This window comes from Azospirillum sp. TSH20, from assembly GCF_003115935.1.
Lineage (GTDB): Bacteria > Pseudomonadota > Alphaproteobacteria > Azospirillales > Azospirillaceae > Azospirillum.
This window is the reverse complement of sequence record NZ_LGQU01000007.1, coordinates 1-20,190: the sequence shown is the minus strand read 5'-3', so window position 1 is coordinate 20,190 and position 20,190 is coordinate 1. Positions and strand designations below refer to the sequence as shown.

The 20,190-nt window shown below is 66.0% G+C and carries 18 protein-coding genes and 1 tRNA gene; 14 read left to right on the top strand and 5 right to left on the bottom strand.

Features of this window, described 5'->3' with window-relative positions; genetic code table 11:
• Positions 1-49 precede the first annotated feature (49 nt).
• The 3 genes from TSH20_RS36095 to coaBC form a co-directional block, all read right to left on the bottom strand.
• Positions 50-3,796, bottom strand: coding sequence for a PAS domain-containing hybrid sensor histidine kinase/response regulator (locus tag TSH20_RS36095; protein ID WP_282183562.1), 3,747 nt, complete (start codon positions 3,794-3,796; stop codon positions 50-52).
• Between the two features lie 138 nt (positions 3,797-3,934).
• Positions 3,935-4,390, bottom strand: coding sequence for a dUTP diphosphatase (gene dut / locus TSH20_RS02580; protein ID WP_109073254.1), 456 nt, complete (start codon positions 4,388-4,390; stop codon positions 3,935-3,937).
• A 232-nt stretch (positions 4,391-4,622) separates the two neighbouring features.
• On the bottom strand, positions 4,623-5,846 hold the full coding sequence (coaBC, locus tag TSH20_RS02575; RefSeq protein ID WP_109073253.1) for a bifunctional phosphopantothenoylcysteine decarboxylase/phosphopantothenate--cysteine ligase CoaBC: 1,224 nt from the start codon (positions 5,844-5,846) through the stop codon (positions 4,623-4,625).
• Between the two features lie 236 nt (positions 5,847-6,082).
• Here coaBC and TSH20_RS02570 point away from each other — a divergent pair, with 236 nt between their 5' ends.
• Together TSH20_RS02570 and TSH20_RS02565 are read left to right on the top strand one after the other, a co-directional pair.
• A complete protein-coding gene (locus tag TSH20_RS02570; protein ID WP_109073252.1) occupies positions 6,083-7,498 on the top strand; it encodes a sigma-54 dependent transcriptional regulator in 1,416 nt (471 codons plus the stop codon).
• Between the two features lie 348 nt (positions 7,499-7,846).
• The gene (locus TSH20_RS02565) at positions 7,847-8,056 is read left to right on the top strand and encodes a cold-shock protein (protein WP_014249082.1); all 210 of its coding nucleotides are present in this window, start codon (positions 7,847-7,849) and stop codon (positions 8,054-8,056) included.
• 15 nt (positions 8,057-8,071) lie between these two features.
• On the opposite strand, the gene TSH20_RS02560 is transcribed toward TSH20_RS02565, so the two are convergent.
• Positions 8,072-8,926, bottom strand: coding sequence for a response regulator (locus TSH20_RS02560; protein ID WP_109073251.1), 855 nt, complete (start codon positions 8,924-8,926; stop codon positions 8,072-8,074).
• A gap of 235 nt (positions 8,927-9,161) precedes the next feature.
• Here TSH20_RS02560 and trpB point away from each other — a divergent pair, with 235 nt between their 5' ends.
• The 5 genes from trpB (at position 9,162) to TSH20_RS02535 (ending at position 14,844) form a co-directional block, all read left to right on the top strand.
• On the top strand, positions 9,162-10,379 hold the full coding sequence (gene trpB / locus TSH20_RS02555) for a tryptophan synthase subunit beta (RefSeq protein ID WP_109073250.1): 1,218 nt from the start codon (positions 9,162-9,164) through the stop codon (positions 10,377-10,379).
• Positions 10,376-11,221, top strand: coding sequence for a tryptophan synthase subunit alpha (trpA, locus tag TSH20_RS02550; RefSeq protein ID WP_109073249.1), 846 nt, complete (start codon positions 10,376-10,378; stop codon positions 11,219-11,221). The genes trpB and trpA overlap by 4 nt, the downstream gene beginning before the upstream one ends.
• A 155-nt stretch (positions 11,222-11,376) precedes the next feature.
• Positions 11,377-12,414 carry an acetyl-CoA carboxylase, carboxyltransferase subunit beta gene (accD, locus tag TSH20_RS02545; protein WP_109073248.1) on the top strand — a complete coding sequence of 346 codons (1,038 nt, stop codon included), beginning with the start codon at positions 11,377-11,379 and terminating at the stop codon, positions 12,412-12,414.
• Positions 12,415-12,448: 34 nt separating this feature from the next.
• Positions 12,449-13,822 (top strand): folylpolyglutamate synthase/dihydrofolate synthase family protein, encoded by a 1,374-nt coding sequence (locus TSH20_RS02540; protein WP_109073247.1) that lies wholly within the window; start codon positions 12,449-12,451, stop codon positions 13,820-13,822.
• 95 nt (positions 13,823-13,917) lie between these two features.
• Positions 13,918-14,844, top strand: a complete 927-nt coding sequence (locus tag TSH20_RS02535) for a winged helix-turn-helix domain-containing protein (protein ID WP_109073246.1) — start codon at positions 13,918-13,920, stop codon at positions 14,842-14,844.
• Positions 14,845-15,001: 157 nt separating this feature from the next.
• Here the strand turns inward: TSH20_RS02535 and TSH20_RS02530 are convergent.
• Positions 15,002-15,077: transfer RNA gene (locus TSH20_RS02530), tRNA-Ala, on the bottom strand.
• A 282-nt stretch (positions 15,078-15,359) separates the two neighbouring features.
• On the opposite strand from TSH20_RS02530, the gene TSH20_RS02525 reads away from it, so the two are divergent.
• The 7 genes from TSH20_RS02525 to TSH20_RS02495 all read left to right on the top strand — a co-directional run bounded on the left by TSH20_RS02525 (position 15,360) and on the right by TSH20_RS02495 (position 20,077).
• The gene (locus TSH20_RS02525) at positions 15,360-15,644 is read left to right on the top strand and encodes a YggT family protein (RefSeq protein WP_109073245.1); all 285 of its coding nucleotides are present in this window, start codon (positions 15,360-15,362) and stop codon (positions 15,642-15,644) included.
• Positions 15,645-15,646: 2 nt separating this feature from the next.
• A complete protein-coding gene (locus TSH20_RS02520; protein ID WP_158281939.1) occupies positions 15,647-15,988 on the top strand; it encodes a DUF167 family protein in 342 nt (113 codons plus the stop codon).
• Between the two features lies 1 nt (position 15,989).
• Positions 15,990-16,907, top strand: coding sequence for a bifunctional methylenetetrahydrofolate dehydrogenase/methenyltetrahydrofolate cyclohydrolase FolD (folD, locus tag TSH20_RS02515; protein WP_109073244.1), 918 nt, complete (start codon positions 15,990-15,992; stop codon positions 16,905-16,907).
• Complete coding sequence (locus tag TSH20_RS02510; protein WP_109073243.1) at positions 16,904-17,899, top strand: magnesium transporter CorA family protein; 996 nt, start codon at positions 16,904-16,906, stop codon at positions 17,897-17,899. The genes folD and TSH20_RS02510 overlap by 4 nt, the downstream gene beginning before the upstream one ends.
• 226 nt (positions 17,900-18,125) lie before the next feature.
• Positions 18,126-18,767 carry an ATP-binding protein gene (locus TSH20_RS02505; protein ID WP_158281938.1) on the top strand — a complete coding sequence of 214 codons (642 nt, stop codon included), beginning with the start codon at positions 18,126-18,128 and terminating at the stop codon, positions 18,765-18,767.
• Positions 18,768-18,770: 3 nt separating this feature from the next.
• Positions 18,771-19,331, top strand: a complete 561-nt coding sequence (locus TSH20_RS02500) for an AAA family ATPase (RefSeq protein WP_109073241.1) — start codon at positions 18,771-18,773, stop codon at positions 19,329-19,331.
• Positions 19,328-20,077 carry an HNH endonuclease domain-containing protein gene (locus TSH20_RS02495; RefSeq protein ID WP_109073240.1) on the top strand — a complete coding sequence of 250 codons (750 nt, stop codon included), beginning with the start codon at positions 19,328-19,330 and terminating at the stop codon, positions 20,075-20,077. Before TSH20_RS02500 ends, TSH20_RS02495 begins: the two co-directional genes overlap by 4 nt.
• Positions 20,078-20,190 lie beyond the last annotated feature (113 nt).

Genomic DNA, 20,190 nt, shown 5'->3' with positions numbered 1-20,190 from the left:
TTTCGAGGTTTCCTTCCCGCCCAGGTAGTTTTCGCTCCGGCACGTCCGGTTACGCCATGGTCTCTTCCGGGCTGGGCACCGTCTCATTCGTGTGACGCAGGTCGTGAATCGCCTTTTCGACCTTCGGGAAGGCGGCGGCCATCGCGCGGGCGTGCCGCTCCACATCCGACGCGCGCGCCTCGACGATGGCGCGTTCCAGCGCGCTGCAGGCGGCGGCCAGCGCCCGCGCCCCCGCCGTCCGCGCCGCACCCGCCGCCGAATGGACCGCGGCCCGCGCCTCCTCCATGTCCCCGGCATCGAGGGCCTGCCGCACCCGCTCCAGCGTCGGCCGCGTCGTCTCGATGAAGAAGTCCATCATGTCGAGCGTGCCGGCATCCAGCCCGCTCCCTCCCATGCCGCCGCCCCCCGTGCATCCAAAGGTCTCGCGCACATGGTCGAGGTCGAGCACCGGCAGCGCCTCCTCCTCCACTATCGGTGTCGGCTGCGGCTTCGGCGTCCGCAGCTCCGGAGCCGCGCGGGGGTCGAGCCAGCGGGCGAGCACACGCGAGAGCTGGGCCAGCGTCACCGGCTTGGCGAGGTAATCGTCCATGCCGGCGGCAAGGCAGCGCTCCATCTCGCCGGACAGGGCGTTGGCGGTCATGGCGACGATGGGGGTGTGCCGCTGTCCGTCGTCCCGCTGCCCGTCATCCTCTTCCGCCCGGATGCGGCGGGCCAATTCATAGCCGTCCATCGCCGGCATGTGGCAGTCGGTGATGACCAGCCGGTGCCGTCCACGCCGCCATGCCTCCAGCGCCTGCTCGCCATCGGCCGTCAGCTCCGCCGCATAGCCCAGGCGGCGCAGTTGGCGCAGCACGACCTGCTGGTTGGTCGGGTGGTCTTCCGCCACCAGGATCGGGCCCGATTCGGCAGGAACCGGCGACGGCAGACAGGAGGGCAGACAGGGGGCCTCCACGGCGGGGCCGGCGGCGTCGGGTGCGCTGCGGCCGGTCAGGATCGCGGCGGCACGGATCAGGGCGGTGCGGTGGACCGGCTGCACCAGTCCCGCCATCTGGCCCGAAACCGTGTGGGGAGAGGCGACCGTACCGCCGCCTGCCGGCCCCGCCCCGGAGGCTCCCTGCCGCCCGTCGCCCAGCAAAAGCCGCGGCAGGCCGGGACAGCGGGCGCCGGCCAGCGGCTCCAGCCGCCCGGCCAGCGCCGTGGTGGTGACCAGCAGCCCGAATCCGCCGCGCCCAAGCTTCGATGCGGCATCGGCCATCATGGCGGCGGTCGTCACGGTCGCGCCGCCCTGCTCCAGATAGCGGGCCAGCACCGCGCGCTGCACCTCGTCCTCGTCGACGACCAGAACGGACAGGCCGTCCAGCGGCGCCGGAGCGGGCGATGGGGTGGGCGCCGGCTCCACCGCGCGCGGCAGGTCCACCGAGAACCAGAAGGTCGACCCGCGGCCGGGCACCGATTCGACGCCGATCCGCCCGCCCATCCGTTCGACCAGCCGGGTGCAGATCGCCAGACCCAGCCCGGTGCCGCCGAAGCGCCGGGTGGTGGAGCTGTCGGCCTGGCTGAAGGGCTGGAACAGCCGGGCCTGCCCCTCCGGCCCGATGCCGATGCCGCTGTCCTCCACCGCCACATGCAGGCGGACATGGTCCGGATCGGATCGGGTGGTGTCGGCCGCATGGACGCGCAGCACCACCCGGCCGCGGTCGGTGAACTTGATGGCGTTGCCGGTCAGGTTGAACAGGATCTGGCGCAGCCGGCCGGAGTCGCCGCGCAGCCGCTCCGGCACCGAGCGGTCGATGTCGCAGATCAGCGCCAGCCCCTTCTGGTGGGCCTGCGGCGCCAGCAGGTCGGCCACTCCCTCCACCAGCTCGGCCGGGCGCAGGTCGAGATCCTCCAGTTCCAGCTTCCCCGCCTCGATCTTCGACAGGTCCAGGATGTCGTCGATGATCCGCAGCAGCGCCGCCCCGCTGTCCCGCATGGTGGAGACCAGCGTGCGCTGCTCCTCGTCCAGCGGGGTCAGCGCCATCAGCTCCAGCATGCCCAGCACGCCGTTCATCGGCGTCCGGATTTCGTGGCTCATCGTCGCCAGGAATTCCGCCTTCGACCGGGCGGCGATCTCCGCCTGCTCCTTGGCGGCGCGCAGCGCCTCCTCCGCCTGCTTGCGCGCGGTGATGTCGTAGCTCCAGGCCAGCACCGCCGGTTCGCCCTCGAAGCTGGTGCGCTGGAGCGTCTTCAGCGCCCAGACCCGGCTGCCGTCGGGACGGACCACCGCCGCCTCGGCATCGCGCACCAGCACGCCGCCGCTCTCCGGCTCCCGGCCGCCCTGGCCGCCCTGACCGATTGCCCCGGCGGGCAGGGCCGGCGCATGGCGGCTGCCGACGAATTCCTCCAGCGGCCGGCCGGCCAGTTCGGCGGCGCGGGCGTTGGCGAAGGCGACGGTGCCGTCGGCGCGGCGGATGGAGACGCCGACCGGGCTCTGCTCCAGGATGGTGCGCAGCCGGCGCTCGCCCTCGGCCAACGCGCTTTCGCGGGCGCGGATGGCCGTGACGAAATAGGCCAGCGCGCGGGCCATCTCGCCGATCTCATCCCTGCTTTCGGCCCTGCTTTCGGCCGGAGTGACGGCGGGCAGGTCCAGATCGGGCAACGACCCCGACATCCCTGCCGGCTCGGCCGTCTCCACCGCCTGCATCGCGCTTCGCAGCCGGCGCAGCCGCGCCACCACGTTGCGGTGGATGTAGGCGAAGATGGCGGCGGCCCCCAGGATCGACAGCACCGCCATGGCGATCACCGCCCGCTTGCCGTCGCGGATCACCCGCTCGAACTCGCCGGAACGGCGGGCGACGTCCTGCTCCACCGCCAGGAAATAGTCGGACACGATGCCGACCAGCTGGTCCGAAACCGCTTGGTTGCGCGCGGCCGACCGTTTGATCGCCCGTTGCAGCGACAGCTCCGCCTCGCGCAGAGTGAACAGGGGGGACGGGCCGAATGCCTGCTCCGCCACCTCGCGCTGCAGCGGTTCCAGCCGCGCCGCCCGCTCGGTCGGCAGCAGGGCCAGCGCCTCGGCGGCATTGTCCAGCGCCGTGCGGGTGTCGGCCCGGAAGCGGTCGAGCTGGCCGTCGCGGTCGGACCTTAGCGCCGCCAGCAGCGTGGTCGCCGCCCCAGTCAGCTCGCTGCGCCAGCGCTCCAGCGCCGCGCGGCTGCGGTCAGCCGCCTCCGCGTCCGGCAAGCCGGCCCGCAGCTCCATCGGCCAGGATGCGTCGGCCTCCCGCGTGCCGGCCGCCGCCAGCCGGGCGGTCAGGGCGGCCAACGCCTGGGCGCGGGCGCCGGTCTCGGCACTGAGGGACAGCTGTTGCCGGACCTGGGCGTTCAGGGTCAGCAGCGTGCCGACCAGTTCGTTCTTGCGGCGGTCCAGCTCGCCCAGATCGGCCCTGCTGCTCTGGGCGTGGCCGTTCCCGGCCCGGTCGGCATGGCGCACCGCGCCTCCCCCGGGGCCGCCCCCGGTGCTACCAAGAGCGATCAGCCGGGCCGTCAGCTCCTCCAGCCGCGCCAGCTGCCCGTCCATGCGCGCCATCACCGCGTCGCGCGCGTTCTGGTCGGGCGCGGCGACCAGGGCCGGGGCGATGGCGGCGACGGCGCCGCTCTGCTGCACCAGCTGGGCAGCGGCGACCAGCCCCGGCACCTTGGCGGTGGCGATCTGCTCGTATCCCTGGTGGAAGCGGGAGAACAGCGAGACGGCGACGACGCTGGTCGCCGCGGCCAATCCGCCGATGACCGTCAACCCCGCCAGGATGCGGAACGCCACGCTCCGCCCCAGGAACCGCCGGGGACTCCGCATGCCCACCCCCTCGCCCGCTGCCGTTCCTACCCCGACCGGCTGGGTGATCATGCCCCGATCGGCTTGCCGATCATGCCATAGAAAGCGGGGCGGGGGAGGGGGAAGTCAGGCGACGCCGGTGGAGCCGAAGCCGCCCGCGCCGCGCGCGGTCTCGTCCAGCGAGGCGACCTCGACCAGCGCCGCCTGCGGCGCCTCGGCGATCACCGCCTGGGCGATGCGATCGCCGCGAGCGATGGTGAAGGGCTCCTCGCCCAGATTGATCAGGCAGACGCCGACCGGGCCGCGGTAATCGCAATCGACGGTGCCCGGCGTGTTCAGCACCGTGACGCCGTTCTTCACCGCCAATCCGGAGCGCGGCCGGATCTGCATCTCCCACCCCGCCGGCAGCCCGACGGCGAAACCGGTCGGCACCAGCACCCGCCTGCCGGGCGCCAGCACGACGGGAGCGTCGGCCGGCACCGCGGCGCGCAGGTCGAACCCGGCGGCTCCCTCGGTGGCATAGGAGGGCAGCGGCAGGTCGTCGTTGCCGGGCAGGCGGAGGAAGGCGACGGTGGGAGGCATGGGTGGGTCCTGTGGTGTTGACGTTCAGGCTTACGATTGCCCCCACCTAACCTCCCCCGCTGGGCGGGGGAGGGACTGCCGCCGCTTTCCCGTACAAGCGCTTGTCCCCTCCCCCGCCCAGCTCTCGCACAAAGCTTTGCTTTGTGCTGACGCGGCAGGCGGACCGTTGGTCCGCCGAGAGCGGGGGAGGGTTAGGGTGGGGGCACCGCAGAGTGGGGGCTCTAAGTAGACGCTACTTCCCCGTGAAATACTCCGCCACCGCCTCGGCCAGCCGGGTGGCGACGGCGTCCTTGGGCATGGTCGGCCAGGACTCGACGCCGTCGGCGCGGATCAGGTGGACGGTGTTGTCACTACCGCCGAAGGTGCCGGTGCCGGGGGAGACGTCGTTGGCGACGATCCAGTCGCAGCCCTTGCGGGCGCGCTTGGCGGTGGCATAGGCCAGCACGTCGCCGGTCTCCGCCGCGAAGCCGACCACCAGCGCCGGGCGGCGCTCGCCGGGCCTGGACAGGGTGGCGAGGATGTCGGGGTTTTCGGTCAGGGCCAGGGCCGGCGGAGCGCCGCCGTCCTTCTTCAGCTTGCGGTCACCGGCGCCGTCGACGCGCCAGTCCGCCACCGCGGCGGCGCAGACCGCGATGTCGGCCGGCAGCGCCGCCTCGCAGGCCGCCAGCATCTCCCGCGCCGTCTCGATGTGAGCGACGCGGCAGCCGGCGGGGTCGGGCAGGCGGGTCGGGCCGCTGACCAGCGTCACCTCGGCCCCCAGCGCCGCCAGCGCCGCGGCGATGGCGTGCCCCTGCTTGCCCGACGAGCGGTTGGCGATGTAGCGCACCGGGTCGATCGGCTCGTGCGTCGGGCCGCTGGTGACGATGGCGCGGCGGCCGGCCAGCGGACGGTGGGACTCCGCGGCGAAGACGCCGGCGATGGCGTCGACGATCTCCATCGGCTCGGCCATGCGGCCGGGGCCGTATTCGTTGCAGGCCATCACCCCGTCGTTCGGGCCGATGCGCCGCACGCCGCGGCTTTCCAGCAGCGCCATGTTGGCCTGGGTCGCCGCATGCTGCCACATGCGCACATTCATCGCCGGGGCGACCAGCACCGGCTTGTCGGTGGCCAGCAGCACGGTGGCGGCGAGATCGTCGGCCATGCCGGCGGCCATGCGCGCCAGCAGGTTGGCGGTGGCCGGCGCCACCACCAGCAGGTCGGCCTCGCGCGACAGGCGGATGTGGCCCATCTCCGACTCGTCGGTCAGCGACCACAGGTCGCGGTAGACGGTATCCTCGGTCAGCGCCTGTACCGACAACGGTGTGACGAAGCGGGCGCCGGCCTCGGTCAGCACCGCGCGCACCGTCACGCCGCGTTCGCGCAGGCGGCGGATCAGCTCCAGGCTCTTGTAGGCGGCGATGCCGCCGGCGATGACCAGCAGCACGCGCTTGCCGGCCAGAATGGCGTGATCGGCCATGGCGAACCCCCTCTTCCCGCCGCCCGTATTCAGACGCCCGTTTCCCGACGTCTCCTGCCCGCTGCTGATAGTTCATCGCGGCGCCCCCGGCAAGCGGCGGCGCCGCGACACACTCTTTCCGACAGCGATTTCGATGTGTTCGCACGGCCGGCCATGCGCGTAAGGGTGGGATTTTCAGAATTATCTGTTAGACAATAGGAGCTGCCCCGTCCCACCTCTCGCGTGTCGCCACCAGCATGCCGCCCGGTGCCATTCCCGTCCTGCTGATCGAAGACACGCCGTCGCTGGCCCGTGTCTATGCGGAATACCTGAAAAAGGAATCCCACACCGTCATTTCGGTGGAGACCGGGGCCGACGCGCTGGCGCAGCTGAACGACGGCGCGCCGATGGTCGTGCTGCTGGATCTGCAACTGCCGGACATGAACGGGATGGAGGTGCTGAAACGCATCGACGCCCAGGCGCTGCCCTGCGCCGTCATCGTCATCACCGCCCACGGTTCCGTGAAGGCGGCGGTGGAGGCGATGCGCTACGGCGCCTATGATTTCCTGGTGAAGCCCTTCTCCGCCGACCGGCTGGTGGTGACGGTCCGCAACGCGATGGAGCGGCTGCGGCTGGCCCAGCTGGTCGACACCTTCGAGAAGGACCTGAACCGCGCCCGCTATCACGGCTTCATCGGATCGTCGCTGGCGATGCAGGCGGTCTACCGCATCGTCGACAGCGCCGCCTCCTCGCGCGCCACCGTCTTCATCACCGGCGAATCCGGCACCGGCAAGGAGGTCTGCGCCGAGGCGATTCACCGCCAGAGCCAGCGCGCCTCGCGCCCCTTCATCGCCATCAACTGCGGCGCGATCCCGAAGGATCTCATGGAAAGCGAGATCTTCGGCCATGTGAAGGGCAGCTTCACCGGGGCGGTGTCGGACCGCGAGGGCGCGGCCGCGCGCGCCGACGGCGGCACCCTGTTCCTGGACGAGATCTGCGAACTGGCGCCCGACCTGCAGACCAAGCTGCTGCGCTTCATCCAGACCGGGACCTTCACCCCCGTCGGCGGGTCGAAGCTGGAGAAGGTCGATCTGCGCATCGTCTGCGCCACCAACCGCGATCCCCTGCGCGAGGTGGAGGAGGGGCGGTTCCGCGAGGATCTGTACTATCGCCTGCACGTCATCCCCATCCACCTGCCGCCGCTGCGCGAGCGCGAGGACGACGTGCTGGAGATCGCCCGCCACTATCTGGCGGAGTTCGCGAAGGAGGAGAAGAAGGGCTTCACCCGCTTCTCGCCCGAGGCGGAACAGGCGCTGCGCCATTACCACTGGCCGGGCAATGTCCGCCAGCTGCAGAACGTCGTGCGCATCGTCGCCGTGCTGCATGACGGCGACACGGTGATGCCGGAGATGCTGCCGCCGCCGCTCGGCACACCGCAGCCGGTCCCGGCCCATGCCGCCGCCGCGCCGGCCGGCGCCCTTCCGGTTCCACGCCCGCATGTCCCGCCCTCCCCGGACTCCATCAAGCCGCTGTGGGAGGTGGAGAAGGACGCCATCGAGGACGCCATCGCCGCCTGCGACGGCAACATCCCGCGCGCCGCCGCCCTGCTGCAGATCAGCGCCTCGACGATCTACCGCAAACGTCTGGCCTGGCAGGCGGAAGGGAAGCTGTAGCGCCCCTGGTCGATCGGAGACACGCCTCGGATCGATTCCGATCTCCCGCGAACCGATCTAAGCCTTTATTTCGGCAAGGGTTTCTTGCTTTACCGCGCACACATACAAGAAACGGGCTAATACTCTTCGACCAAGCCTTGCCGCCTTGGTCGTAATTCCACTCTGAAGTCGGCCGTCGTTAGACCTATGCCGTGAGATGGAATTGCCCGCAACCACAGCATGCGGCTAGCCTCCCCGCACAATGTCTTGGTTCCGCTTGCCCGGCAGGCCTCACGGCGCGGCCGATGCCGGCGATTCCGGACCCATGGTTTGCCAAAGATCCGCTTCGCAGTGACTAGGGGGAGGCCCATGACAAACGGCACCGTCAAATGGTTCAACACCACCAAGGGGTACGGCTTCATCGCGCCGGAGGCCGGTTCGAAGGACGTGTTCGTTCACATCACCGCGGTGCAGCGCTCCGGCCTGCATGCCCTGTCGGAAGGCCAGCGCGTCCAGTTCGAGGTCGCCCGCGGCACCAACGGCAAGGATTCCGCGGTGAACATCAGCGTCGTCGAGTGACCTGTCCGAACTGAGTCAGACCGGATATCCGGCGGCGCGGTAGGCCGCGATGGCGTCCCCGGCCAGTTGGGGAATCTCGCCGCGCAGCCTCTCCACCGCGTCCGCCGCCCCGTCTCCCGTGCCATCTTCCTTTACCCCCTTCGCCTCCGCGACGGATGCCCGGCACGCCATCTCCAGCGCGCGGGCGGCGCTGCACAGGGCGCGGGCGCCGAAGGTCCCGGCGGTGCTTTTCAGCGTGTGCGCCTCGCGCGTCAGAACGGCACGGTCGGTCTCCCCGGCGATGCGCGCCACCCGTTCCCGCGTCTCCTCCACGAACTGCCGCAGCACGTCGGCCAGCAGCTCCGCATCCAGATCCTGGGCCAGCTGGGCCAGCACCTCGCGGTCCAGCACCTCGCCCGCCGCCGCCGGCGCCGCCTGGGCGCAGGGGCCGAAGCCGGCCGACCGGTCCGGCGGCGCCCGCAGCCACTTCTCCACGGTTTCCAGCAGCAGCACCCGGTCCACCGGCTTGGCGACATGATCGTTCATGCCGGCATCCTGGCAGCGGACACGGTCGGCCTCGTCGGTGTCGGCGGTCATGGCGACCACCGGAACCCGGCCGGCCGGTCCCGGCAGGTCGCGCAGCAGCCGGGTGGCGGTCAGCCCGTCCATTTCCGGCATCGACAGATCCATCAGGATCAGGTCGTAGCCGCCGGCCTGCGCCGCCATCACCGCCTCCAGCCCGTTGTTGGCGGTGTCGGTCCGGTGGCCGGCCTGGGCCAGGATGGCGGTGACCAGCATCTGGTTCAGCGGACTGTCCTCCACCACCAGAATCCGGCAAGGAACCGGCTGGACATCCGTGGGGAGAAGCGACGGCGGCGTCCGCTGCGTCATCGGAAGAAGGCTCCGCAATAAAGGAGGCGCCAGTGTAAGGGTGCGGCCTTGCCGCTGCAAAGCCCCGCTCCATGTATGCAGACTGATCCGGGCGGGTCGATTTCGTGGGGGCTCGCGGCCCGGCGCTTCAAATCGGCGCGTCCCGCCGGTATGGTGTCGCGCTTGGCCGGTGTCCGGACCCGATGCCGCCCACTTGACTCCAGCTTCCCTTCGACTTCAGGCAGTGCCGCAGACGATGACCAAACTGAACACCTACCGCTCCGGTCCCGACGAGCGCGGGCATTTCGGAATCTTTGGCGGCCGCTTCGTCGCCGAGACGCTGATGCCGCTGATCCTGGAGGTCGAGAAGGCCTATCGCGAGGCGCGGGCCGACCCCGCCTTCGAAGGCGAGATGCGCCAGCAGCTGAAGCAGTATGTCGGCCGTCCCAACCCGCTCTATTACGCCGAGCGCCTGACCGAGCAGCTGGGCGGCGCCAAGATTTACTTCAAGCGCGAGGAGCTGAACCACACCGGCGCGCACAAGATCAACAACTGCATCGGCCAGATCCTGCTCGCCCGGCGCATGGGCAAGACCCGCATCATCGCCGAGACGGGCGCCGGCCAGCATGGCGTGGCGACCGCGACGGTCTGCGCGCTCTACAACATGCCCTGCGTTATCTACATGGGCGAGACCGACATCGCCCGCCAGCAGCCCAACGTCTTCCGCATGAAGCTGCTGGGCGCCGAAGTCCGCCCGGTGACGTCGGGCAGCGGCACGCTGAAGGACGCGATGAACGAGGCGCTGCGCGACTGGGTCACCAACGTCGCCGATACCTTCTACATCATCGGCACCGCCGCCGGCCCGCACCCCTATCCCGCCATGGTCCGCGACTTCCAGTCGGTGATCGGCGACGAGGTGCGCACCCAGATGCAGGAGCAGGAAGGCCGCCTGCCCGACAGCCTGGTCGCCTGCGTCGGCGGCGGGTCGAACGCCATCGGCCTGTTCCATCCCTTCCTGGACGAACCGACCGTGCAGATGGTCGGCGTCGAAGCCGCTGGCCGCGGCATCGAGAAGGGTCCGCTCGACCATGCCGCCTCGATCAACGGCGGCCGTCCCGGCGTGCTGCACGGCAACCGCACCTATCTGCTGCAGGACGAGGACGGCCAGATCTTGGAAGGCCACTCGATCTCCGCCGGTCTCGACTATCCCGGCATCGGGCCGGAGCACAGCTGGCTGCACGATGTCGGCCGCGTCGAATACGCCTATGCCACCGACCAGGAAGCGCTGGACGCCTTCCAGCTCTGCGCCCGCACCGAGGGCATCATCCCCGCGCTGGAATCCGCCCACGGCCTTGCCGAGGTGATCAAGCGCGCACCGAAACTGCCCAAGGACCACCTGATGGTGCTGTGCCTGTCGGGCCGCGGCGACAAGGACATCTTCTCCGTCGCCAAGCATCTGGGAGTGGAACTGTGAGTGCCGACATCTTGGCCGATGGCCGCATCGCCCGCCGGTTCAAAGCGCTGAAGGCGGAGGGGCGCGCCGGTCTGGTCACCTTCATCACCGCCGGCGACCCTGATCCCGCCGTGTCGCAGGCAGTGCTGAACGGCCTGCCGGCCGCCGGCGCCGACCTGATCGAACTCGGCATGCCCTTCACCGACCCGATGGCCGACGGCCCGGCGATCCAGGCCTCCTCGCTGCGGGCGCTGAAGGCCGGGATGACGGTGCGCAAGACGCTGGAGATGGTCCGCGGGTTCCGCAAGCTGGATGCCGACACGCCGATCATCCTGATGGGCTATTTCAATCCGATCCACGCCTATGGGGTGGAGCCCTTCCTGGCCGCCGCGCGCGAGGCCGGGGTGGACGGCCTGATCGTCGTCGACCTGCCGCCGGAAGAGGACGAGGAGCTGTGCATCCCGGCGCTTCAGGCCGGGGTCAGCTTCGTCCGCCTGACGACGCCGACCACCGACGAGGCGCGCATGCCGGCGGTGATGCGTAATACCTCGGGCTTCGTCTATTACGTGTCGATCGCCGGCATCACCGGCACCGCCAGCGCGTCGAACACCGCCATCGACGCGGCGGTCGCCCGGCTGAAGCGCCACACCGCCCTGCCGGTCGCCGTCGGCTTCGGCATCAAGACGCCGGACCAGGCCGCCGAGGTCGCCCGCGTTGCCGACGCCGCCGTGGTCGGCTCCGCCATCGTCACCCGTCTGGCCGATGGCTTCGACGCGTCCGGCGCGGTCAAGCCGGGCACGGTCGAGGATGTGCTGGGCTTCGTCGGCGAACTGGCCGCCGGGGTGCGCGCGGCGCGGAGCTGAGGGACGGACGGTTTACAACGACGGCAAACAGCTTTACGACACCTGCAACACGATCGCTCATGGCGACGAACGGCTGAAGAGCCCGGTGCGGCACGGACCAGAAGTCCAGCCGCCGCCGGGCTTCGGCGTACCGCCATGTCGTTGAAAGGCGTTCCATGAACTGGCTTACCAACTACGTCCGTCCCAAGATCCGCGCGCTCTACGCCCGCAAGGAAGTGCCCGACAACCTCTGGCACAAGTGCCCGAGCTGCGAGTCGATGCTGTTCCACCGCGAGCTGGAAGAGAACCTGCACGTCTGCCAGCATTGCGGCTTCCACATGCGGCTCGACCCGGTCAAGCGGCTGGAGTCGATGTTCGACGACGGCGCCTATGAGGGTGTCGAGCTGCCGAAGTCGGTCGCCGACCCGCTGAAGTTCCGCGATCAGAAGCGCTACACCGACCGCCTGAAGGAAGCCCAGACCAAGACCGGCCGCACCGACGCCATTGTGGTGGGCGAGGGCCGGATCGGCGGCCATGCCGCCGTGGTCGCCGCCTTCGACTTCGGCTTCATGGGCGGGTCGATGGGCATCGCCGTCGGCGAAGGGCTGCTGACCGCTGCCCGTCTGGCGGTGGCGAAGAACGCGCCGCTGATCGTCGTGCCGGCGTCGGGCGGGGCGCGCATGCAGGAAGGCATCCTGTCGCTGATGCAGATGCCGCGCACCACCATCGCGGTGGAGATGGTCAAGGAAGCCGGCCTGCCCTACATCGTCGTGCTGACCGACCCGACCACCGGCGGCGTCACCGCCAGCTTCGCCATGCTGGGCGACATCCACATCGCCGAGAAGGGCGCGCAGATCGGCTTCGCCGGCGCCCGCGTGATCGAGAGCACGATCCGCGAGACTCTGCCGGAAGGCTTCCAGCGCTCCGAATATCTGATGGAACACGGCATGGTCGACATGGTCGTCCACCGCCGCGACCTGCGCCCGACGCTGGTCCGCACCATCGGCCTGCTGATGACGCCGCGCCTCGACGCGGTGGCGGAGGACATCGATCTGTCCGCCGCCCAGGCGGCCGACGGCGAGCCGGCCCAGTTGCCCCAGTCGGCGACGCAGCCGGTCACGCAGCCGGCCACCCAGGCGACCGCGGCCCAGCCGGCGGCGACGCAGCAGGCGTCCTCCCAGCCGGCGGCTCCCGTCCAGGCCGGCGACGACTGACCGGCACCCCCCGTCCATCCGACCAGAGACGATCATGATCGATGCCGCCCTTCCACTCACCCGCCCAGCCGCGACCCGTTCCGACCCGGTGCTGGACCGACTGAAGGGGCTTCATCCCAAGGTCATCGACCTGTCTCTGGACCGGGTGCGCCGTCTGCTGGCGGCGCTGGACCATCCGGAGCGGAAGCTGCCGCCGGTGGTCCATGTCGCCGGCACCAACGGCAAGGGATCGACCGTCGCCTTCCTGCGCGCGATGCTGGAGGCGGCCGGCCACCGGGTCCATGTCTACACCTCGCCGCACCTCGTCCGTTTCCACGAGCGCATCCGCCTGGGCGGGCATCAGGGTGGGCGGCTGATCGACGACGACCATCTGGCCGCCCTTTTGGAGGAGTGCGAGGTTGCCAACGCCGGCAACCCGATCACCTTCTTCGAAGTGACGACGGTCGCCGCCTTCCTCGCCTTCTCCCGCGTGCCGGCCGACGTGGTCCTGCTTGAAACCGGGCTGGGCGGGCGGCTGGACGCCACCAACGTGGTGGACAAGCCGGCGGTGACGGCGGTCACCCGCATCTCCTACGACCACCGCCAGTTCCTGGGCGAGTCGCTGATGGAGATCGGCAGCGAGAAGGCCGGCATCTTCAAGCCCCACGTCCCGGTGGTTCTGGCCCCGCAGCCGGAAGCCGACGCGCTGAAGGTGCTGAAGCTGCGTGCCAACGCCATCGACGCGCTGATCCAGAGCTGGTCGGTGGAGGAGCGTCCGGACGGCTTCCGCTTCGAGAGCGCGAAGCGCAAGCTCGACCTGCCGATGCCGGGGCTGGCCGGCGTCCACCAGATCACCAATGCCGGCGTCGCCATCGCCTGTCTCGACCACCTGCCGCTGGCGGTGGACGACGACGCGGTGCGCCGCGGCCTTGCCACCGTCGAATGGCCGGGACGCCTGCAGCGCCTGACCCGCGGCCCGCTGGCCGAGAGCCTGCCGCCGGGCTGGGAACTGTGGCTGGACGGCGGCCACAACGATTCGGCGGGCGAGGTTCTGGCCCGTCAGGCGGTCGACTGGTCGCGCGGCCAACCCAATGACGACCGGCCCAACGAGGGATCGGGCGGCAGCCCCGCCCTGCCGCTTCTGCTGATTTACGGCATGCTGTCCAGCAAGGACCCGTTCGAGTTCCTGGGTCCGCTGGCTCCCTTCACCCATGCCCTGCGCGCGGTGGCGATCCCGGGCGAGGAGGCCAGCTTTACCGCCGAGGAGTCCTGCGAGACCGCCAAGCTCTGCGGCATCCGCGACCACGGCGCCGCCGACAGCGTGAACGCCGCCCTGGCCGATCTGGTTGCCGGCCGCAAGAGCCCGGCGCGCGTGCTGATCTGCGGCTCGCTCTACCTCGCGGGCTCGGTACTGGCGGAGAACGGCTGATCATCCCTACGTCTGGGATTGCTTCTCGCAGAGTGTACATGATCTGGTAAAGTGGACCGATCTTTATACACCTCTAAAGCGATCCCAGACCTGTGATGGCCATTCCCGATTTTCAGACTCTGATGCTGCCTGTGCTGAAAACCGCTGCCGATGGCGGGGAGGTCCGCATTGGCGATGTGGTAGACCGGCTTGCCGACACGTTCAGCTTGACCGACGAGGACCGAGCCCACCTATTGCCCTCAGGTCGGCAAACGACCTTTGCAAACCGGGTCCATTGGGCGAAGAGCTATCTCAGCAAGGCCGGGTTGGTTGAGTTGACGCGGCGGGCGCATTTCCGCATCACCCCAGCGGGGCGCGAGGTGTTGAGGGCGCCGCCAGAGCGGATTACCATCCGCTTCCTTGAGCAATTTCCAAGCTTCAAAGGCTTCCGCGACGGTGAAACTGAGATAGCTGACGCTTCGGGCGTTGCCGAGGTGGTGCTGCCGGTCACCGAGAGTCCCCTGACCCCCGATGAGGTGATGCGGCAGGCCCATCTGCGGATCGAGGCGTCGCTGGCGGAGGAGATCCTCCAGCGGGTGCGATCCGGCACGCCTGCCTTCTTTGAGAAGACCGTGGTCCACCTGCTGATCACAATGGGATATGGCGGGTCGGTGACGGAACTCGACAAGGCTCTGGTCGGCAAGTCGGGTGATGACGGCGTGGATGGCGTCATCGACCAGGACCCGCTCGGGTTGGACCGGGTCTATGTCCAGGCCAAGCGGTATGCCGACGGCAACACCGTTGGGGCGGGGGCGATCCGCGACTTCTTTGGCAGCCTGAACCTGTTTAAGGCGACCAAGGGGCTGTTCGTCACCACCTCCGCCTTCACCACGTCGGCCCGGGAGACCGCTGACAGGCTCGGCACCCGCATCGTGCTGATCGACGGCATCCAACTGGCCAAGCTGATGATCCGCCACGAGGTTGGCTGTCGGATCGAGGAGACCCTGCACATCAAGCGTGTGGATGAGGACTTCTTCGAGTAGCAGGGAAGTGCTTGGGTCGCTGGCGGGCCATCCGGTCCGCCGGCGCAACCTGCTGCCGGCCTGACGCGCGAACACAAAAAAGCGGGCCAGATGCCGTTCCCGGCAACGCCCGCTGACGATCCATCAACTTGTCTCACCCTTCCGGAGAAGGGGAAAATGGTGGAGCCGAGGAGGATCGAACTCCCGACCTACGCATTGCGAACGCGTCGCTCTCCCAGCTGAGCTACGGCCCCACACTCACACCGTGGCGTCTTCGTCGCCCCGGCGTGGCGCGGATATTGTCCATGACGGGGGGTGCTGTCAAGCGCTTGATTCAGAAAAAATGAAGTGGGTGTGGGATGGCGCAGGAAGGGGCATAGGACGGCCGATCCGCCGCAGGCCGCTCGGGCGATCGGCGGGCCGCCGTACTGGACAGGTCTCGCCGCTTATGCTTAGGGTGCCCGGAAAAGGCTGGCGCCCGTCGCGCAGTGCGCTGCGCGCGGCCGTCGCAAAAACCGCACTGGAGCTGGCCCGGCATGATCGCGCTGTATTTGCTCATCAACACCATCCTGGACCTGTTCTTCTGGGTCCTGATCCTGTCGGCGATCCTCAGCTGGCTGGTGGCCTTCAACGTGGTGAACACGCGCAACCGCGCGGTCTATCTGATCGGGGATTTCCTGTACCGCATCACCGAGCCGGTGCTGCGCCCGATCCGCCGCGTCCTGCCCAACATGGGCGGGCTGGACCTGTCGCCGATCGTCGTGCTGCTGGCGATCTCCTTCATCCAGAACCTGCTGGCGCAATACTGGCCGCGCTTCTGACCGTGGCGGCATCCTCCCCCATCGAGGCGGTGGCCGACGGCCTGCGCGTCGCGCTTCGGGTGACACCCAAGGCGTCGCGCAATGCGGTGACCGGTACGGCCGACAAGGCCGGTGGGGGGAAGGTTCTGAAACTGGCGGTCACGGCGGTGCCGGAAAACGGCAAAGCCAACGAGGCCGTCATAAAACTGTTGTCGAAGGCATGGAAACTGCCCAAGACCAGCCTGACGGTGGTGGCCGGCGCCACCGACCGGAACAAGATTCTGCATGTGGCGGGCGACCCGGCGGCATTGCTGGCGCGGCTGTCGCCCCTGATCGACGATGTGGGTAGCGAGGGTGGAGAGTAGCATGGCGGACGCGAAGATCATCGACGGCAAGGCCTTTGCGGCCGGCCTGCGTGCGCGGGTGGCGGACGGCGTGGCGGCGCTGAAGGCCAGCCATGGCGTCACCCCCGGTCTGGCCGTCGTGCTGGTGGGCGAGGATCCGGCCAGCCAGGTCTATGTCCGCTCCAAGGAGCGGGCGCTGGTCGAACTCGGCATGAACAGCTTCGACCATCACGAGCCGGCCGACATGGCCGAATCCGACCTGCTGGCCCTGATCGACCGGCTGAACGCCGATCCGGCCGTGCACGGCATCCTGGTCCAGCTGCCTCTGCCCAAGCATATCGACAGCCAGAAGGTGCTGGCCCGCATCGTCCCGGAAAAGGACGCCGACGGCTTCCATGTCGTCAATGCCGGCCTGCTCGCCACCGGCCAGCCGGGCGCCATCGTGCCCTGCACCCCGCTGGGCAGCCTGCTGCTGATCCGCGACACGCTGGGCCGCGACCTGAAGGGCAAGCGGGCGCTGGTGCTGGGCCGCTCCAACATCGTCGGCAAGCCGATGGCCCAGCTTCTGCTGCAGACCGACTGCACGGTGACGATGGCCCATTCCCGCACCGTGGATCTGCCGGCGGAATGCCGCCGCGCCGACATCCTGGTCGCCGCCGTAGGCCGCCCGGAGATGGTGCGCGGCGATTGGATCAAGCCCGGCGCCACGGTGATCGATGTTGGCATCAACCGCGTCGCGGCGGCGGAGCCGGGCAAGACCCGTCTGGTCGGCGACGTCGCCTTCGACGAGGCGGTCAAGGTCGCCGGTGCCATCACGCCCGTCCCCGGCGGCGTCGGCCCGATGACCATCGCCTGTCTGATGCTGAACACGCTGGCCGCCGCCTGCCGCGCCGCCGGCGCACCGGTGCCGGCAGAGGCTCTGATCGGGGCTGCCCTTTGATCACCGTCCATGCCCGTGCCGAAGACGGGCGGGTGGTGCGCCAGCCGCTGGAACTCGGCGAGGACTTGCCGGGCGGCGCGGTCTGGATCGACCTTCTGCGCCCGACGGAAGCGGAGCGGGCCCATGTCGGCACGCTGACCGGCTGCGACCTGCCGACGCGCGAGGAGATGAAGGAGATCGAGGCCTCCAGCCAGCTCTATGTCGAGGGGGAGGGGATCTACATGACCTCTCCCATCATCTCGCGCGCCACCTCGCCCCATCCGGAGCAGGGCGAGCTGACCTTCGTGCTGACCCCGCGCCAACTCATCACCCTGCGCTACACCGAACCGCTGCCGGTCATCACCTTCGCCGCCCGCTGTGTCCGCCAGCCGGAACTGCTGGCGACGGGGGAAAGCGCGCTGTTCGGCCTGCTGGACGCGGTGATCGACCGGGTGGCCGACGTGCTGGAACTGGTCGGCGGCCGCATCGACGAGCTGTCGGCCCGTGTCTTCGACGATTCGCTGGATGGCGGCGGCTTCGGCAGGGCGGCCAAGAAGCCGGACGAGTTGCAGGACGTGCTGCGCGGCATCGGCCGGGCCGGCGACCTCACCCACAAGGTGCGCGACAGCCTCGCCGGGCTCGACCGGCTGGTGGTGTTCATGACCTCGGTCAGCGGCGGCCGGCTGAACAAGGAGCAGAAGACCGCGCTGAAGACGATGACGCGCGACTTGCGCTCCCTGACCGAACATGCCGGCTTCCTGGCGCACGAGGCGAACTTCCTGCTCGACGCCACGCTGGGCCTGATCAACATCGAACAGAACGCCATCATCAAGATCTTCTCGGTCGTCTCGGTGGCGCTGATGCCGCCGACGCTGATCGCCTCGGCCTATGGCATGAATTTCAAGCACATGCCGGAACTGGACTGGGACTTCGGTTATCCCATGGCCATCCTGCTGATGGTGCTGTCGGCGGTGGTCCCGCTCTGGTACTTCCGCCGGCGCGGCTGGCTGTAAGTATTTATTCTTGATATTAAAGAGACTTTATTGCTTCTGATTTGGGAAATTGCAAGATGTTCTATTGAGTACATCGACAGGCGAAGTTTTTAGGATTTTCTACAATTTACTCGCATCATGCATCTCGTACCAGTTGACTATATTGTGATGATTGGTAATCCTAGTGCTTGTTTGCCGCAGGATCGTTGATTGTATCGCTGCACTATAGATGGATTGGGTGGGAAATATGAGGAAAAACCTTGAAAAAGTTAGGGTGTTGGATTTATCAATAAAAAACGTGAGTTGCTTTGAGAATATATCTATTAGCTTCAACAAGAAATTCAATTTTATCTGTGGCGCGAACGGTATAGGGAAAACTTCAATACTTAATATTATAGGAGCTAGCTTTATTAGTTTGCACCACATTAGGGGTGTGCATCGAAATGCTCTCTCTTCTCAGCCCGGAGAATGGTCAATAGTCTGTAAACTTGATCGTAGAATTGTAGAGAATAAGCTAGAAACCAGATCTTTCTATCCTGACGAACAAACCGCACCTCATGGTTTTTATAGAGATTATGCAAAGCATATAATTCACCTAAAGACGAATAGAGATTTTCAATATGAGGGTCTCCATTCAATTGATCGAGATCCGGTAGGAGATGAAAGCTCTTACCAAATGGCTGCTTTGGTCGGAGTTAAGCAAGGAAATATAAAACCATGGCTTGCTAACAGGTTTATATTTAAACAAATCCCAGATAATGGCTGGGATGCCGATATGATTGAGAACAACGATCTTGCATTAAAGTGCTTCTCTTTGCTCGATAGATCAGTTGAGTTCTCTCACATAGACACGATGTCTCTAGATATTTATGTTAAGACAAAACATTGAACAATTCCCTTTGAATATCTTTCGTCAGGATTTCGTGCTTCCTTATCAATTCTCCTTGGAATCATAAAAGAAATAGAACATAGAAAATTGGAAACTTCAGCATCAGAATTTTCAGGTCTGATTATGATTGATGAGCTTGACCTTCACCTTCATCCAACTTGGCAGAAGGTAATATCGGGATCCTTGCGACGAGCATTCCCTTATGCACAATTCATAGTAACCACACACAGTCCTCACATGATTCAAAGTGCAGAGTCTGAGGAAGTGATTGCTCTTGTTCCTGATGAAAATGGTAGGCCGGTACAATCAAAGCTTCCTATAAATAAATATGGTTTTAAGGGATGGACTGTGGAGGAAATTCTATCAGAGATTATGGGTCTGAGTGACGCTTCCTCAGATGAATATCAGCATGCCATGAATTACTTTGATAAAGCGATCGAGGATGAGGATGTAAATAGTTTGCGTTACTGGCTTAATGAGCTAGAGATAATGCTACATCCCTCAAATAATCTTCGGAAGTTACTGCGTATTCAAGCGGCGCCTGTGCTCGGAGAGTTTGAATGATAAAGCTTACACGCCCTAACGCTCCTGCTGAATTAACAGCGGAACTAGTTTGCAGTTTGACTGATGAGTTTAAGTCTGATTCTAAAAGCCAAGTGTGGAACAAAGACTTTATTAGAAAATCTCTGATTGCGATGTCAAATGGAAAATGTTGTTATTGTGAAACTAAAATAGACGAAGAATCTAAATATATGGAGGTTGAGCATTTTTTCTGTAAATCATTGTATAGAGATATGGTTGTTGAATGGTCTAATCTGCTTCCCTCTTGTAAGAGGTGCAATACTCAGAAAGGTAATCATGATGTTCTGATGGACGGAATGATTATTGATCCGGCTAAAGACTTCCCGAATCACCATATAAAGATGAACTCTAACTACCGGTTTTCTGGCAAGGATGAGCTCGGCGTAAGAACAATAGATACAACCTATCTAAATGATACCCGTAGAATTGTTCGGAAAAGGTTTGAAATCGGAAATCAAATTTGCGAGACCCTCGAGAAGTTGCATGATGACTTAAAATCATGCATGAAGGATATAAAGTCAGACAAAAAAATAAAAAAGATAATAAGGTCTCTGACCAAAATTCTTGAGGAAGCAAATCCGGCGGAGGCGTTTAGCGCAACGGTTGCAACAGTCATTTTAAAAAATAGAGACTATATCGAAATGAAGTCCCAGCTCGAGTGCTTTGGTCTGTGGGATGAATGTTTGTCAAGGCTTCATAATGATGCTCTGTGCATTGCCATGATTTAGCGCTGCGCGCTATTTTCATTTGCTTTTATTTACGGAAAATCTCTGAACGAATGCTCGGAATATAAGGTGGCAGCGCGGCGGGGATGGCGGACTGGCCGCCATCCCCGCCGCTT